The following is a 15,622-nucleotide window of genomic DNA, read 5'->3' on the forward strand; positions in this document are numbered from 1 at the left end:
TGCTTCGGCTAACGGAGCGTTCCAGGGCCCTCGAGCTCAAGAAGGAAGACTCGTGATCAAGAAGGTTCTTGCTACGGCAGCGGTTGCGGCCACGGTCGCCGGTATGTCCGCGACGACGGCGATGGCGGCCGGCAACGACGGCGGCAGCGCCAACATCATCGGCAACCAGTCGAAGCAGTCGATCGGCAGCAACTCCACCGGTGGCCACCTGAGCCCGAACTTCGGCCTCATCAACGGTGGCGTCCTGCACTGCTTCGACATCCAGAAGATCCAGGCGCAGGTCCCGGTCGGCGTCATCGCCGTCCCGGTCGCCGTCCAGGACGTCCTCGGCAACCCGATGTCGAACCAGACCTGCACCCAGAACTCCGTGCAGCAGAAGGGCGACGACGCCCTGTCGCACATCCTGGGCGAGGTCCTCTCCCAGAACGGGAACGTCGGCGGCTGACGCCACCTGTTCCGCTGAGGCGGCCCCGTTCCTCGCAGAGCCAGTGCGAGGAACGGGGCCGTTTCCCGTATCCCTGCCCCGATCGTGGGCCGCCGACCCGTGGCGTACGGGCGGTGTTTCCCCGTGTGCGCGAGGATGGCCCCGGGAACGCTTCATCTCCTATCCCGACGCCGTTGTCGCTGGCCAGGGCCTGCTCCTCGGCTGGTCCGGCTGGAACGAGGCAGACCGTGTGCGCGTCCTGCTGGAGTTGGCCCGCGCGCACCACCAGCAGCCTTATCCGAGCGCATACCGGATCACCCCCTCCTGATCGGCATCCAGGAACTGATCCCCTGGATCCAGCAGTGGGAGGCTCGCCCAGGATCCGGGCTGAGGCCCGGCCAAGCGGACCAATTCCAATACGAGTTCGAGCAACTACGCAGCGCGTACGGGCTCACCACGCACGACTTGACCTCTTGGCGGGCGCGGAAGGATGCCCCCTGATCGGGGTGGCCGTCGCCAGAAAGGGGAGAGCCACGCCGCGTACCTGGATGAGTTCGACGACCGCAGACCTGTCAAGCAAGAGATGCGGCAGCACGAGGCCGCGTCCGTGATCAGGGCGGCGGCGTATGCAGTCAACATCGACCATGGCTGTTCCGGTGCGGCCCACCCTGATGAGCTGCCCGACCGTTGCGCCTCCGGGGCCGACGCCAGCCCGCTGGCGTACGTTCCGACCCTGGCCGGAGTGAAGTCCCTCGCGGCAATCGTCGAGCGAGAGCTGAGCGCAGCGGTCTGCTCGTCCAGTTCCCTGCCGAGCGCGCTCGGCAGGGAACTGGAGAAGCGAGTAGGGGGGGCAAATCGGATAGTCATCGTGCGTTGAGTGCAAATTGGGCACATAGAGGAAGGGGCCTGAGCGTGGTCGCCCGGGCTGAAGATCAACGGGCCGATTCGATCGAGTGGCACCCGACCGGTATGTCGACGTTCTCCAGAGCTCTGGTCAGCCCGCTGCACGTGGGAGTGTCCGATGAGGGAGGACGCCCAGCGGCAGGGGAAACCCTATGGCTTTGAGGTCGTGCTGCTGATTGCCAAGGCGGTGTTGGTCTCCTGCGCGCAAGGGCTAGGACGACTGCACTGCGAAGTATGGCCGCTACGTTGGTGTTGGCCCCGTACGCCGGGGAGGTTGTCGCCCACACCCAGCCCACCGGCTCCGGCTGCATCGCGGCCCACACGCCCAAGTACGGCTCGGCCAAGCTGCCCGTCAAACTGGCCGACGGACGGACCTAGACCCCTGACCTGGACGAACCTCCCGGGCCCGAGCCGGACGCTCGCTGACTGTACGGCGGAGTTCGGCTCGCCCCCCGCGGCCGGAGATGTCGTACGCGTGCCTGGCGAGGGCCTGGTGTTACCGCTCCGTACGGCGCAGGAACTGCCATGCTAGTACGGCAAGGGCGAGCGTCTGCCCGAGAGAAGCGAGCACGAGCAGGGGCTGAACGACGGGAGAGCACCAGAACGCGGTCGTGCAGACCATGGGCAGGACCAGGTACGTGAACAGGTCCACCGCAGTCTGAAGCCGCTTGCGCATGGTGCGGCCCGCGACGTTGCAGTGGTAGATCTCCCAGCCGAACACTGCGCCGTGGGCGGAGGTAAGTTCCCCCAGGCGCGGTCCCAGCCGGTCGCGGACGTAGCAGCCGATCGCCGAGATCTTCTCGTCGTTGACAAGGTAGGTCCAGCCCAGGATCAGACAGATCGCGGGGACGGATAGCAGCAGTCGGGACTGTCCGCTCTGGGCGGTGATCGCCACGACCGCAGTGGCTGCGGCGAGCGTGAAGTAGAGCAGGTTGTCGCGGAACCCTATGCGGGTCTTCTGTTCCTCCTTGAGGCGGTCGTACTCGGCCAGCAGGATCTTGCTCTCGGTGACGTCATCCGTGGAGGTCACAGGCACTCCTCTGCTCGAGTTCAGGATCAGCCGGCGATCTGGAAGGGCGCCAGGCTGTCGGGGCCGTGCCGTTCGATCCAGCTCTTCCCGTCCGCCGCTATCCCCTCCAGGAGGCGGAAGGTGTGGGTGGAGCCAGCTGCGCTGAGGTTGATCTCGGAGATTTCCTGGGAATTCTCGGTCGGCGCCAGTTGATGGGCGTCGGCGTCCTTGACGCGGATCTTCCTGGCCTGTCCGTTGGCGAGGACGAGCTCCAGGTCGTAACCGACGTCGGCGTTCTCCGTCACCTGCACGGAGGTCAGCGCGTCGAACCGGTAGTTGCTCCGCTGCTCGTTCCTGCGCGTTGCGTCGGAGAAGTTGAACTCGGAGCTGATCTCGCGGATGCCGTCCTGGGTGAAAAGGAACAGGCGGAACACGTAGTGCGAGTACCGCCATGGGCCGCCTCGGACCCGGCCACGTTTGTAGGAAGGACCCGGGGCCACCAGGATGGTGTGGGTGATCAGGTCGCGCCAGGTGAGCCGGTGGTGCCGGAGCGCCTCATCGACGAACGAAGTCTTGTCGCAGGTGAGCCAGGTCTCCATCTCCAGTTCGCTGGGGCGCGTCTCGTCCAGGAACGACTGCCAGCGCTGGTAGGCGATCTGTCGTGCGGTCAGCTGTTCGAGGTACTCCTGAGTCTCCCGGTCCAGCCGGCCCTCTTCACGCCGGACCTCCAGCCATCGGGAAGCGGTCGCGTGCCCGGACCAGGCCGCACCGAGCACGGCCAGGAACGCCCACAGAGGCCGCGGTTGGGCGGCACCGGTGACCGCAGTGCCGAACGCGGCCAGAGCCGCGACGCCGAGAACGGCGAGGGCTGCCACGGCCAGGGCCTTCGTCCTGCCCGAAGTCTGGTCCTGGCGGTGCCGATCGAACAGGGTGCCGTTGTTGTGGCGATTTCGGGCGTCCTCGGCGAGGTACCGGATCAGCCAGTCGACCCGCTCCACACCGATTCGGCTCTCCCGGTAGAGGTCTGCGATCTCGGCGGCGAGGCTGCTGCGGATCTGAACCGTGTGGGCGAGCCAGGCATCCGAGGTGAACCCGTGGGGCCTGCGGACGCTGAAGTAGTGATCGAACGAATGACGGACGCGCTTGGTGAACCCGTCCTCGGCGAAGGCGGGATCGCGCGGGTACGGGACGTGGGCCTCGGCCGTGAGGCCCGGCCTGGGCTCCCGGCCCCACCACCGGACGCCGAAGCGGGCCGCGGTCAGGCCCGCGCCGAGCGCCACCGGTAACTCGACGATCGCCTGGGCCGGATCCGCGATCAGTGCCAGGGCCCAGAGGAGCGCACTACTGATGACGAACAGGACCGCCCGGACAGGGAGGGCCGCCTTGGCGGCGGCAGCGGTGCTCGGGCGGGGCCGAACGGCTCGCGCCCCGATGGGGGCGGGTGCGAAGTAGGCCCAGACCCGCTGGACCCGGTCGTTGCCGAAGCGGTCCACCCTGGCCCGTCCGACGGTCTCCGCCCACAGGTCGTCCTTCAGCCCTCCGGTGAGTATGACGTCGAGGTGGCGGAGGATCGCGTCGTGCTGGCGGAGCGGCAGGTCCTGCAGCTGCTTCAGCACGGGGCCGGTCTCGCTGCCGGTGGTGCTGAGTACCGCCAACAGGTCGAAAGTGACGCGCAGGGCTTCCTTCCACTCGTCCTCGGCGTAGGTCCGCACGAGCCTGGAGGCGTAGCGCAGCCGCTCGACCTCTTCGGTGCTCAGGTCGTGGTGGGTGCGTGCGCTGAGCATGGCGAGCACCCAGTGGAAACGAACCTCCGTGCCGTCGTGCCCGTGGACGATCGCATCAGTGATCATTTCGCGGGCCCGGCTGGGGACGCCGTCCTCCAGGAGCTGTACGCCGACCCGGTACTTCTCCTGCGGCGAGGCGTCCGGGTGGACGAAGTAGATGGTGGAGTCGTGTACGGTCTCGGCCTGGATCCCGATTGTGGAGTTGTACGCGGCCGAGCTGTACGCGGCACCGTCGTTGTGGCTCATGCCAGGCCACCGGCCGCAGCAACCATGGGAGCCAACGTGGCCACCAGCGCGGGGCACTCCGCGACCAGTCCGCGCAGCCTCTTGAGCGTCATGACCGTCCGCTTCGACGATTCAGGGGTGCGCTCCCCTGCCGACCGGAGGGCGGAGTCCAGATCGGTCAGGGCTTCCCGGTAGCTGTCCTCGTCGAGGACGCCCTCGGTGCGGTGCCACCCCAGCTGATCGCGGAAACCGTTCAGTTCCGTGATCAGGTCCGTCGGGCCGGATGCCTTCGAGACCGCGTTCATGTGGACACTGCTGCCCGTGACTGAGCTGGCCATGATGCCGACGGTGCTGTTGTGGACGGTGTTGCTGACGCGCCGGTCGAACCGGTCGAACCGGTCGGCCGAACGGGCCCTGTCGTCCCGGGGCATTGCGGCCTCCTCCTGCTCGCCCACCAGTTCCACTGCCAACCGGATGGCGAACGCCGCCGCGTTCGCCGCGGCCCGCGGCTGCCAGTTGCGGTCCTCCGAACTGTTCTTCGTGCCGTCCGCCCGGTCGCTGATCCCCCGGACGATGGCCACTGGCGCTCCGCTGAGATGGCCGGCCTGGGCCACACCGGCCGCCTCCATCTCGATGGCGAGCGCGTCGTTGTAGTGCTGTCGGATCCACTTCGCCTCGGCCGAGATTCTCGAGTTCTGGACGATCTCGCCGGCGGCGATCGCCCCGAAACGCACCTGCGGTCCGTCCTCGTGACCGGGTGTGGGGTCCGCCCAGTCGTTCAAACGGGCCAGGTGCGAGGCGAGCTGGCTGATGCCGTGCGGCGCTTCCCACACCCGGGGACGGGCTTTGAGCCCGTCGTCCTCGCTGGTCCCGCCGTGATAGGCGTACACGTGTGACGCCATCACCACGTCACCCAGCCTGGTGGCGTCCCACAGGGCGCCGGCGACCCCGACGAACAGCACGGCCACCGGCGAGAACTCCTGGATCGCACGTTCGGCGATCACCGCGGCGGAATGGTTCCCCTTGTTCGTCAGGCCGAGCGCGACGCGGCACGATGTGCCCCGTACGGTTCCCACCTCGAACCGGGTACCGCGCTCATGGCGATGCACCAGAAGATCCGCCAGCCTCTGGCGCACGGACTGATATTCAAGATTGAGGGCGGTGAGAATCACCACTGGGCCCTTCGGCATTTACTCCTCTTCCCCTCTCGTGTTCTCTTCCGTCGCAGATGGCGCGGGTCGGATCAGCGGTGGGAACAGCACGGTTATCGGGCCGGCCCGGTACAGTCGTGCGGGCCGTCCTCCCGTGGTCCTGCGGTCCGTGCCGACAGGGACGATGAATCCCTTCGCGGCTTGGACCTTCCGGTAGAAATTGCGGGTGTCGAGTGTGGTGCCCCAGACGGCCTCGTACACCTGCTGCAGCTCTGCGATGGTGAAGCTCTCCCCGCAGAACGCGGTGGCCAGTGCCGAGAATTCGATCTTTGTGCGCGCGCGTTCGATCCCGTCCGCGGCGATTCGATGGTGGTCGAAGGCGAGGGTCGCCTCGCCGGACAGGACGGCTTCTGCGGGAATCCACGCGGCATCGGTGGCATCCGTCCCCGCGACAGGGTCGGGCAGCCCCGGTGCGATCGCCAGGTGAGCGACGGAGACGATTCGGCCCCGCGGGTCGCGGCCCGATCTTCCGTACACGGCCAGCTGTTCAAGGTGTACCCAGCCGGAGGTCAGGGCTGTTTCCTCACTCAGTTCGCGGTGAGCGGCGTCCAGGATCTCCTCGCCATCGTGGCTCAGGAATCCTCCGGGCAGCGCGAGCATGCCCCGGAAGGGATCTTCGCCCCGCTCCACCAGGAGGACGTGCAGACGACTCTCACGCAGCGTCAGGATCACGAGATCGACCGTCAGTAGGACAGAAGGTGGTGACCATGCGTCATCTTGCATAGCCCGCAAGGTACTTCAGTTACTGTCACTTGCACAAGAAGTAGGGTGTTGGGATCGACGCACCGCTCGACCTCATGGCCGTGGCGCGCATGGATGGTCAGCTGGTGGTCGAGCATGTCAGCTCGTACCTGCCTGCAGTGCCACGGTTTTCCAGCTCGCGACTGGCGCGCTCGTGGCGTCGATGGCAAAGCGGCAGTCGTGGCCCGTTCGCGTCGATGAGCCGCAACCGGATGCCGAGACCTGGGTCAGTTTCGTAGGTGGCTGACCTGGTTGGTGCGATCTTCCGTCAACGTGACCTTGATCAGTTCCTGACCGGGCACGGCTAAGCGATCGCTTACGAGCTGGCATGGCATCCGCAGGTGGTGCATCCGGCCCGGAGGTGGGGAATGTTCCGATCAGTCCGCGAACAACGACTATCCGGGCGCTACCGGTCAGCTGTCGAAAGCGGGGAGACCTCTCCGTCCTTACATGACCCCAAGATCGACCGTGATGGAGAAGGGTGCGGTGGCCTTCACTGTGCCGGTGAACATCTCGCCGTCCCTGTAAGCCTTGGTGGCGGGGTCGAGGACGTAGGTGTAGACGATCGGGACACCGGTGGCGGCCTGCTCGACTCGCCAGTAGAAGGGGATGCCGGCCTTGGCGTACTGGTCCACTTTCACGATCCGGTCGGTGGTCTCCGAACCGGGCGACACGACCTCGACGACCAGGAGTACGTGCTCGGGGCGGGTGGGCGTGAGGTCGATGGTCTCCGCCCGGTAGACGATGACGTCCGGGCGCCGGTTGGTGAGCGGAACGTCCTGCAGGCGGACGTCGAAGTCCGTGTCGGCGTTCCAGTCCGGGCCCGCGGCGGCGTCCAGGGCATTGGCCAGGATGCGGGCCAGCCGGTTGTGCCGCTTCGAGGCGCTCGGGCTCACGACGACCATCCCGTCCACGATCTCGATGCCGGCGCACTGCTCCTCGGACCAGGAGTCGTACTGCTCCGCGCTGATCTGCGAATGCATCCACGCGGGCGCCACCATCTCGGCGGTCATGGTGTACCTCCTTCGAGGAGCCTCGGCAGGTCCGGCGCTGCTGCGCTCAGCCTACTGTTCCGAGGTGTCGGGCCGCCCGGGCCGGGGAACGTCGGGAAGAGTTTGACGCTGACTCGGAGGAGAAGGTGCTGCCCACCACGTGATGGCCCACAAGTGCAATTCAGCCAGGCGGGGCGGGCTCGTGAGGGTTTCGTCGGTCGCGCGAGGCGCTGTGAGAGGCTGGGGCGTATGAACCGGTTGGCTGGTATGACCTCGCCTTATCTGCTTCAGCACGCCGACAATCCGGTCGACTGGTGGCCGTGGGGACCGGAGGCGTTCGAGGAAGCGAAACGGCGTGATGTACCCGTTCTGCTGTCGGTCGGCTACTCTGCGTGTCACTGGTGCCATGTGATGGCCCACGAGTCCTTCGAGGACGACACCACCGCCGCCTACGTCAACGAACACTTCGTCGCCGTCAAGGTCGACCGCGAGGAGCGCCCGGACGTCGACGCCGTCTACATGGAGGCGGTCCAGGCGGCCACCGGCCAGGGCGGCTGGCCGATGACGGTCTTCCTCACCCCGGACGCCGAGCCGTTCTACTTCGGTACGTACTTCCCGCCCGAGTCCCGGCACGGCATGCCGTCCTTCGGCGACGTCCTCGACGGCGTCTCCCGCGCCTGGACCGAGCGCCGCGACGAGGTCGGCGAGGTCGCCGGGAAGATCGTCAAGGATCTCTCCGCCCGCTCCCTCGCGTTCGGCGGCGACGGCGTGCCCGGTGAGGAGGAGCTCGCCCAGGCACTGCTCGGTCTGACCAGGGACTACGACGTGACACGCGGCGGCTTCGGCGGTGCGCCCAAGTTCCCGCCGTCGATGGTGATCGAGTTCCTGCTGCGCCACTACGCCCGTACGGGAGCCGAGGGCGCGCTGCAGATGGCCGCCGACACCTGCGAGGCGATGGCCCGCGGCGGGATCTACGACCAGCTCGGCGGCGGCTTCGCCCGCTACTCCGTGGACCGGGACTGGGTCGTCCCGCACTTCGAGAAGATGCTGTACGACAACGCCCTGCTGTGCCGCGTGTACGCGCACCTGTGGCGGGCCACCGGCAGCGACCTGGCACGCCGGGTCGCCCTGGAGACCGCCGACTTCCTGGTCCGCGAACTGCGCACCCCCGAGGGCGGCTTCGCCTCCGCGCTCGACGCCGACTCCGACGACGGCACGGGCCGGCACGTCGAGGGGGCGTACTACGTCTGGACGCCGGAGCAGCTGAGCGCAGTACTCGGCGAGGAGGACGCCCGGTACGCGGCCCAGCACTACGGGGTGACGCCGGAAGGCACCTTCGAGGAGGGCGCCTCCGTCCTCCAGCTCCAGCAGGACGCGGGTGTCGCCGACGCCGACCGGGTCGCCTCCATTGCGCAGCGGCTGCTCGCCGCCCGCGAGGAGCGCGAGCGCCCCGGCCGCGACGACAAGATCGTCGCCGCCTGGAACGGTCTCGCGATCGCCGCGCTCGCCGAGACCGGCGCGTTCTTCGACCGCCCCGACCTGGTCGAGCGCGCGACGGAGGCCGCCGATCTGCTCGTACGGCTGCACATGGGAACGGACGCCCGACTGGCCCGTACGTCCAAGGACGGCCATGTCGGCGCCAACGCCGGGGTCCTGGAGGACTACGCCGATGTCGCCGAGGGCTTCCTGGCGCTCGCCGGGGTCACGGGGGAGGGCGTCTGGCTGGAGTTCGCGGGGTTCCTCCTGGACATCGTCCTGGACCAGTTCGTCGCCGAGGGCGGGGCGCTGTACGACACCGCGCACGACGCCGAGGCGCTGATCCGCCGGCCCCAGGACCCCACGGACAACGCAGCCCCGTCCGGCTGGACGGCCGCCGCCGGCGCGCTGCTCTCCTACGCCGCGCACACCGGCTCCGAAGCCCACCGCACCGCGGCCGAGGGCGCCCTCGGGGTGGTCAAGGCGCTGGGCCCGCGCGCGCCCCGCTTCATCGGCTGGGGGCTGGCCGCCGCCGAGGCCCTGCTCGACGGGCCCCGCGAGATCGCGGTGGTCGGCGCCGCCGGCGACGACACCGCCCAGGCCCTGCGCCGCACCGCCCTGCTGGCCCCCGCCCCCGGCGCGGTCGTCGCCTTCGGCGCCCCGGACAGCGAGGAGTTCCCGCTGCTCAAGGACCGTCCGCTGGTGGACGGGGGAGCGGCCGCGTACGTCTGCCGGCACTTCGCCTGCGACGCGCCGACGACGGACCCGGCCGAACTGGCCCGCACGCTCTCCCGCTGAGCGTCGGACTACGGACAGACGAGCGAGGCACCGCCCCTCGGCCGGTACTCGCCGAGGCCCTGCGGGATCTTGCTCGTCTGTGTCGGCCGGGGTTCCGGCAGCGGCTCGTCGGCGCGCAGCGCCGCGAAGATCTCCGACGCCTCCTCCTTGTCCCAGGCGACACTGGACCCCACCCCCACGATGGTGGGGTTGAAGGCGTGGATCGGTACGGTCGCGAACTCCGTACGCTCGGGGGTGAGATCCCTCAGGCGCGCGACGAGCGTCAGCAACTCCCGCAAGGACAGCGCATGCTCGCTCTGCGCGGTGCCGCGCAGCGTCGCGGCCAGCAGCCGCAGCCGTGTGGGATCGTGCAGCAGGCCCTCACGGATCGTCTGCAGCGTGTTGACCGCGAACTTCTGCTGCTTCCGCATCCGCCCGAAGTCCATCTTGCCGTCGCGTCGCGAACGGACGTACTGCAGCGCCTCGCCGCCTCGGACCTTCCTCGTTCCCGGCGCCAAGTCGATCCCGGTGACCAGGTCCTTGAGCGGCGCCACGGTGCAGATCGGCACCCCGCCGTCGATCTGGTCCACGCCGTCCATGAACCGCCGGAAGTCGATCTCGAGGTAGCGGTGGACGGGGGTGTTCGTCATCCGTTCGACGGCCTCGACGGTGAACTCCGCTCCGCCCTCCGTGTGAGCGGCGTTGAGCTTCGCCCGGTGCGAGCCGTGCAGCGCGCCGGTCCGCTGGTCGACGTGGCCGGCGGGGAACTCGGTGAGCGAGTCGCGGGGCAGACTCACCACGCTGACGCGGTCGTTCCGCGCGGAGACGTGCACCAGCATCATCACGTCCGTGCAGTCGCAGCCCTTGCCGCCGGCGCGGAAGCGTTTCATCTCCTCGGACGTGAGGCCCGCGCGGCTGTCGACCCCGAGCACCAGGATGTTGAGCCCGCCGTACGGCGCGGGCAGGGCGGTCGGGGCCGCGGCGAACGCCGCGGTGCCGAGGGCGACGAGCGCCGCCGCGGCGAGCGCCAGCCGTCGCGGGCGCGGGAATTTCCTCACGGACACGGCAGACTCCACGGGTCGGAATCAATAACGCCCGCACCGTACGCCGAGGTCTGTCGCACACAGGTTCGCGACGCGACGTGGGCCGGTCGAATCACTCTCCTGCGGGGTCTGTGGAATGATGCGGGAACCACTGTGGATGGGAGGGAAGATGGCGGCCGATCCCGGGAAATGGGAGCGGATGGCCTTCATTCCGAAGAGCCGTTATGTGGCGGACCCGCCGCCACCTGCCGACCGGGGACCGTTCCCCGTCTACTCCTCGCTGGTCCAGCAATGGGCCCTGGCCGGGCGCACGGTGCCGGGGATGCCGGACCGCGAGTGGGAGCGTCTGATGACGACACCGGTCTGGCCGCGCTGACGATGGGCGCAATGGAGTGAATACCGCTCGACCGACGATAAGCCGGTTTCCTTTTCGGGGCATGGTCGTTGTGATGTGTGCGGCGGAGGTCGGGGGCTGCAATGCACCGGCGATTCGCGAAATCCGTGAAATTCCGTCCGCCGCGGAAAGGACTCAGACGAAATGAAGTGCAAGAAGGCTGCGGTCGTCGTCGCCGGTCTGTTCATGGCTCTGGGCGCGGCCGCGCCCGCGATGGCGGACGCCGACGCGTACGGTGTGGCATACCATTCGCCGGGTGTGCTGTCCGGCAACGTGGTCCAGGTTCCGATCCACATTCCGATCAACGTCTGCGGCAACTCCATCAACATCATCGGCCTCCTCAACCCCGCGTACGGCAACACCTGCGTCAACTACTGACGTACGACTCGGGCCGGTCCCGCAGGACGTCCTCGACGTTCCGCGGGACCGGCTTCGTCATGCCCGCGCCGCCGGCGTCCGCTCGTCACCGGTACGGGGACGGCCGACCGCGCCACGCGACGTCGCCCGCAGCCGCTGCCGCACGCCTCGCACGAGCCGCCCCGCCGTGTAGTCGGCGCCGAACACGAACCGCATCGACGGGCCGTACGACGGTGCCGTCAGCAGCCCCGCGAGGAACAGGCCCGGCCGCGAGGACTCGAACAGCGCCCCCACCTCCGGCGCCCCGCCCGCGCCGACCGTCCGCAGCGACGCGCGCAGCTCGGGCGTCAGCACCTCCGCCCGCCCCAGGCTCGGTGCGAACCCGGTCGCCGCGATGACATGGTCGGTCTCCAGGACGGTGGTTCCGTCCGGGCCGGCCACGTCGAGCCGGAGCCGGTCGTCCCCGGTGGGGGTGGCAGAGGTGATGTGCCGTCCCAGCCGTACGTCGGTGACGGCCGCGAACCGTTCGCGCAGCCACCACGCGCCCGCCGGGCCGAGCGCCGAGTCGAAGATCCGCTCGCGGGTGGGGGCGGGCAGCCGCCGGAAGAGCCCGGGGGTGTCCGCGTAGAGCCGGTTGTGCCAGCCGCAACCCAGGCCCGTGTGCGGCGCGCGCAGCGACCGCCACAGGCCGCGGTCGAGGGCGGGCGGGAGCGTGTTCCACTTCAGCCGGTCCGAGCGGGCGAGGATCCGGACGGTCGCCCCCTGTTCGGTCAGGAGCGCGGCCGTCTCCAGGGCCGCCTGGCCGGCGCCGACCACCGTGACGTCGCGGCCCGCGAAGCCGTCGAGCTCCCCGTGGTGGCTGCTGTGGGTGACGTACCGGCGCGGAAGCCCGCGCAGGGGCCCGGGGATCTCCATGAACGGCAGGACGCCGACGGCCAGGGCCACCGTCCGCGTACGGAAGGTCTCGCCGTCCTCCGTGACCACCTCGTACCCTTCGGCGCGCGGGGCGACGGAGGTGATCAGGCGCTGGTCGAGCCCGGGGACCGCCTGGCGGGCGAACCAGTCGCCGTACGCGGCGAAGAAGCCGACGGGCAGCGGGACTCCGTGCTCGGCGCGGGCGCCCCGGGTGGCCGCGTAGGCGTCGAGCCCGTACGCGCCGGCCGGATCGGAGAGATGCGAGGCCCAGGGCTCGGACTTCAGGAACATGCCCGAGGGCATGGCGTGCCAGGACTCCATGGGGCGGCCGAAGGTCCGGAGGTTCAGTCCGTGGGCCGCCGCGTGGGCGGCCACGGACAGTCCGTAGGGTCCGGCTCCCACAGTGACCAGGTCGTACATCGTGCCTTCCGTCCTCATCGTCGGTTCAGCTGGCTGGAGGGGGTACGGGCCGCCGGCGGCGACACGGTGGTCCCGCCGCGCGGGCGACCGGACCGGAGAAGTCGACGGATCGTCACCAGGGCTTTGCGCAGGGCGTGGACGAGCCAGGCCCGGGCCATCGCGAGTGCGGGAGCGGGATCGTCGGCGGCGAACCAGGCCGTTTCCGTACCGGCCCGCGGGCCGTCGGGCTCCGCGATGCACCGGCGGCGGGGAGAGGCGAGCACGGACAGGGCCGCGTAGTTCTCGACGACGAAGCGGCGCCCGTACGTGGGGGTGTGCGCCGGGACCGGACGTCCGGTCAGGTCCAGGTGCAGCGCGCGGACGACATCGAGCCCGTCCCGGTCCGTGAAGAGCCCGAACTGGGCGCCGGGGCGGGGGTTGAAGTCGAGCAGGTGGTACGCGCCGGTGGCGCGGTCGAGCCGGAAGTCCAGGTCGAACACGCCCCGATAGCCGAGGGCGGCGAGCAGTTCGCCGGCCATCCGCTCGACCACCGGGTTCGCCGCCCAGCGGCCGACGGCCGTGAGGCCCGCCCCGTCCGGCCACGACCGCTCCTTGCGCCCGGTGGCCCGGACCGCGCAGCGGCCGGCGGAGTCCGCGTACCCGTGGCAGAACCAGTCCAGATCGCGCCCGGGCGGCAGGAGCCGCTGGAGCAGCAGCCTGCTTCCGGCCTGCGGGGTACGGGCGTACAGCTCGCGCACCTCGGAGAGCGAACGCGCGATCGAGGTGCTGCGCAGCCCGGTGCCGGCCGGGAGCAGCCAGGGGCGGCTCCACTTGGCGACGACCGGCAGCCCGAGCGACCAGGCCATGGCGGCCGCCTCGTCGGCGCTCCCGGGGAGTTCGGTACGGGGGTGGGGGAGGGACAGCGCGCGGCAGGTCTCGGCGAGTGCGGCCTTGTCGGCCACGCGGACGAGCTGCTCGGCGGACTGGTCGGGCAGGAGGTACCGGTCCGTCAGTTCGGCGCGGTGCTCGGCGAGCGCGAGGGCGCTGACGTCGTCCAGGGGGACGAGGAGCGCGGGTGCGGGCACCTCGTCGTCCGGGAGCCGCTGGAGGAGGCGGGCGAGGGCGTCGGGCGACGCGGTGGCGGGGCGGAGACGGACGCCGTGGACGTACCGGGAACGGGCCGCGGGGCTGGTGAGAGATTCGAGGACCGCGTGGACCGGGATTCCGGCTCTTCCCAGCGAGCGGGCGGCGCCGAGCGTGCCGTGATGGAAGGGGTTCCGATCGAGCCGCACAAGGACTGCGGGGACGCTGGTGTCAAAGCTCGGCACGGCATTCCTTCATCTCTGGTGCCCCAACTGGGCGATGAAATACACCAATGGACTACTGATCAGATCGAGACCGCGTTCACGGTCGGCTCATTAGGAATACTTTCGGAGTATCCGACTGACGGATCATCAAGCGGCGGATTGTGAAGGAGTGGCCATGACCTACCGAAAGCGAAAGATTTCGAGAATGTGGCTGGGGGTGTTCACCGCAGGTCTCCTTGCCTCAGGTTCAGTCGTGCTGTCCTCTCCAGCTCACGCCGCCGAATCCGTAACGACACGGGACCCCGAACCGACTCTGTCCACCGCATTGGGCGCGTTCCTCGAATCCGGACCGATCGGCGTCAGCCGGATCGGTCAGTTGGAGCGGTGGCTCGGCGGACGGGAGCTCCGCGTCGGCCACACGTATCTCCCGGGCGATCGCTGGTCGAACATCGAAGGCCGCCCGGGCTTCCTGAAGGCCTGGGCGGACTGGCGCAACCAGCAGGACGACCGGCTCTTCGTGCTGAACGTGCCGATGTTGGAACGGAACGAGGCCGGCGTCTCCGACCACGAGGTCCGCCGCCAGCTCCAGCTCGGTGCGGCGGGGTACTACGACCACCACTTCCGGACGCTGGCACAGCGCCTGGTCGACCAGAAAGCGACCGACACCGTCATCGTCCTCGGCTGGGAGATGAACGGCACCACGTACACGCACCGGTGTGCGCCGAACCCCACGGCGTGGAAGAAGTACTGGAACCGGATCGTCGCCGCCATGCGGTCCGTTCCCGGCCAGAAGTTCCGCTTCGACTTCAATCCGAGCCGGGGTACGGACGCCGTTCCGTGGACGGATTGCTATCCGGGCGACAACGTGGTCGACATCATCGGCATGGACTCGTACGACCAGCCGCCGGGTGCCAGTTTCGACCGGCACATCAGCGAGCCGTACGGGCTCCAGAAGCAGGTGGATTTCGCGGCCGAACACGGCAAGGAGATCTCCTATCCGGAATGGGGGCTCTTCCGGAACGGGGACAACGCCGAGTACATGCGGCGGATGCTCGACTGGATGAAAAAGCACAAGCCGCTGTACCACACGATCACCGACTACTGCCCGCACGGCGTCTGGCAGTGCGACGACAACCCGAAGTCGTCGCAGGTGTTCCGGCAGATGCTGTACGGCGTGGAGCCGGAGGTACCTGAGGTGCCAGAGGTGCCTGAGGTACCGACCGAGCCCGAGGTGCCTGAGGTCCCGACGGTGCCTGAGGTCCCGACGGTGCCTGAGCTGCCGACGGAGCCTGAGCTGCCCACCGAGCCCGAGGTACCGGAGGTGCCGACGGAGCCGGAGACCCCGACGAAGCCCGAGCCGAAGCCGGAGCCGAAGCCTGAGCCCAAGCCGGAACCGAAGCCGGAGCCGAAGCCTGAGCCCAAGCCGGAGCCGAAGCCGGAGCCGAAGCCCGAGCCGAAGCCCGAGCCCAAGCCGGAGCCGAAGCCGGAGCCCAAGCCGGAGCCGAAGCCCGAGCCGAAGCCCGAGCCCAAGCCGGAACCGAAGCCGGAACCGAAGCCGGAGCCGAAGCCGGAGCCGAAGCCGGAGCCGAAGCCGGAGCCGAAGCCGGAGCCGAAGCCGGAGCCGAAGCCCGAGCCCAAGCCGGAGCCGAAGCCTGAGCCCAAGCC

The 15,622-nt window shown here is 69.2% G+C and carries 13 protein-coding genes and 1 pseudogene; 6 read left to right on the forward strand and 8 right to left on the reverse strand.

The window, feature by feature from the left end:
* Positions 1-52 precede the first annotated feature (52 nt).
* Entirely contained in the window at positions 53-445 is a 393-nt protein-coding gene (locus tag ACFV9D_RS22775) for a rodlin (protein WP_385149056.1), read from the forward strand.
* A 1,116-nt stretch (positions 446-1,561) separates the two neighbouring features.
* The gene (locus ACFV9D_RS22780; RefSeq protein ID WP_385149059.1) at positions 1,562-1,705 is read left to right on the forward strand and encodes a hypothetical protein; all 144 of its coding nucleotides are present in this window, start codon (positions 1,562-1,564) and stop codon (positions 1,703-1,705) included.
* A 118-nt stretch (positions 1,706-1,823) separates the two neighbouring features.
* Here ACFV9D_RS22780 and ACFV9D_RS22785 read toward each other — a convergent pair whose 3' ends face one another.
* The 5 genes from ACFV9D_RS22785 to ACFV9D_RS22805 all read right to left on the reverse strand — a co-directional run bounded on the left by ACFV9D_RS22785 (position 1,824) and on the right by ACFV9D_RS22805 (position 7,310).
* Complete coding sequence (locus tag ACFV9D_RS22785) at positions 1,824-2,357, reverse strand: hypothetical protein (RefSeq protein WP_385149062.1); 534 nt, start codon at positions 2,355-2,357, stop codon at positions 1,824-1,826.
* A gap of 26 nt (positions 2,358-2,383) precedes the next feature.
* Complete coding sequence (locus ACFV9D_RS22790) at positions 2,384-4,366, reverse strand: hypothetical protein (protein WP_385149065.1); 1,983 nt, start codon at positions 4,364-4,366, stop codon at positions 2,384-2,386.
* Entirely contained in the window at positions 4,363-5,535 is a 1,173-nt protein-coding gene (locus tag ACFV9D_RS22795; protein ID WP_385149068.1) for a purine phosphorylase, read from the reverse strand. The genes ACFV9D_RS22790 and ACFV9D_RS22795 overlap by 4 nt, the downstream gene beginning before the upstream one ends.
* Positions 5,536-6,279 (reverse strand): NUDIX domain-containing protein, encoded by a 744-nt coding sequence (locus ACFV9D_RS22800; RefSeq protein WP_385149071.1) that lies wholly within the window; start codon positions 6,277-6,279, stop codon positions 5,536-5,538.
* A 464-nt stretch (positions 6,280-6,743) separates the two neighbouring features.
* Entirely contained in the window at positions 6,744-7,310 is a 567-nt protein-coding gene (locus ACFV9D_RS22805; protein ID WP_385149074.1) for a Uma2 family endonuclease, read from the reverse strand.
* Positions 7,311-7,538: 228 nt separating this feature from the next.
* Here ACFV9D_RS22805 and ACFV9D_RS22810 point away from each other — a divergent pair, with 228 nt between their 5' ends.
* Positions 7,539-9,563 carry a thioredoxin domain-containing protein gene (locus ACFV9D_RS22810; protein WP_385149078.1) on the forward strand — a complete coding sequence of 675 codons (2,025 nt, stop codon included), beginning with the start codon at positions 7,539-7,541 and terminating at the stop codon, positions 9,561-9,563.
* An 8-nt stretch (positions 9,564-9,571) separates the two neighbouring features.
* On the opposite strand, the gene ACFV9D_RS22815 is transcribed toward ACFV9D_RS22810, so the two are convergent.
* Positions 9,572-10,606: an LCP family protein gene (locus ACFV9D_RS22815; RefSeq protein WP_385149081.1), complete on the reverse strand. Its 1,035-nt coding sequence runs from the start codon at positions 10,604-10,606 to the stop codon at positions 9,572-9,574.
* 148 nt (positions 10,607-10,754) lie between these two features.
* Between ACFV9D_RS22815 and ACFV9D_RS22820 the strand changes: the two genes are divergently transcribed.
* Together ACFV9D_RS22820 and ACFV9D_RS22825 are read left to right on the forward strand one after the other, a co-directional pair.
* Complete coding sequence (locus ACFV9D_RS22820) at positions 10,755-10,961, forward strand: hypothetical protein (protein WP_385149084.1); 207 nt, start codon at positions 10,755-10,757, stop codon at positions 10,959-10,961.
* Between the two features lie 162 nt (positions 10,962-11,123).
* Positions 11,124-11,357: a chaplin gene (locus ACFV9D_RS22825; protein ID WP_385149087.1), complete on the forward strand. Its 234-nt coding sequence runs from the start codon at positions 11,124-11,126 to the stop codon at positions 11,355-11,357.
* A 57-nt stretch (positions 11,358-11,414) separates the two neighbouring features.
* On the opposite strand, the gene ACFV9D_RS22830 is transcribed toward ACFV9D_RS22825, so the two are convergent.
* The gene (locus ACFV9D_RS22830; RefSeq protein WP_385149116.1) at positions 11,415-12,671 is read right to left on the reverse strand and encodes an NAD(P)-binding domain-containing protein; all 1,257 of its coding nucleotides are present in this window, start codon (positions 12,669-12,671) and stop codon (positions 11,415-11,417) included.
* A gap of 14 nt (positions 12,672-12,685) precedes the next feature.
* On the reverse strand, positions 12,686-13,978 hold the full coding sequence (locus tag ACFV9D_RS22835; protein WP_385149090.1) for an ATP-grasp domain-containing protein: 1,293 nt from the start codon (positions 13,976-13,978) through the stop codon (positions 12,686-12,688).
* A 184-nt stretch (positions 13,979-14,162) separates the two neighbouring features.
* Between ACFV9D_RS22835 and ACFV9D_RS22840 the strand changes: the two are divergent.
* Positions 14,163-15,131: pseudogene (locus ACFV9D_RS22840) on the forward strand (glycoside hydrolase family 26 protein); the annotation flags it as partial.
* Between the last annotated feature and the right edge of the window lie 491 nt (positions 15,132-15,622).

Origin of the sequence: Streptomyces sp. NPDC059875 (genome assembly GCF_042731085.1) — a bacterium.
Classification (GTDB): domain Bacteria; phylum Actinomycetota; class Actinomycetes; order Streptomycetales; family Streptomycetaceae; genus Streptomyces.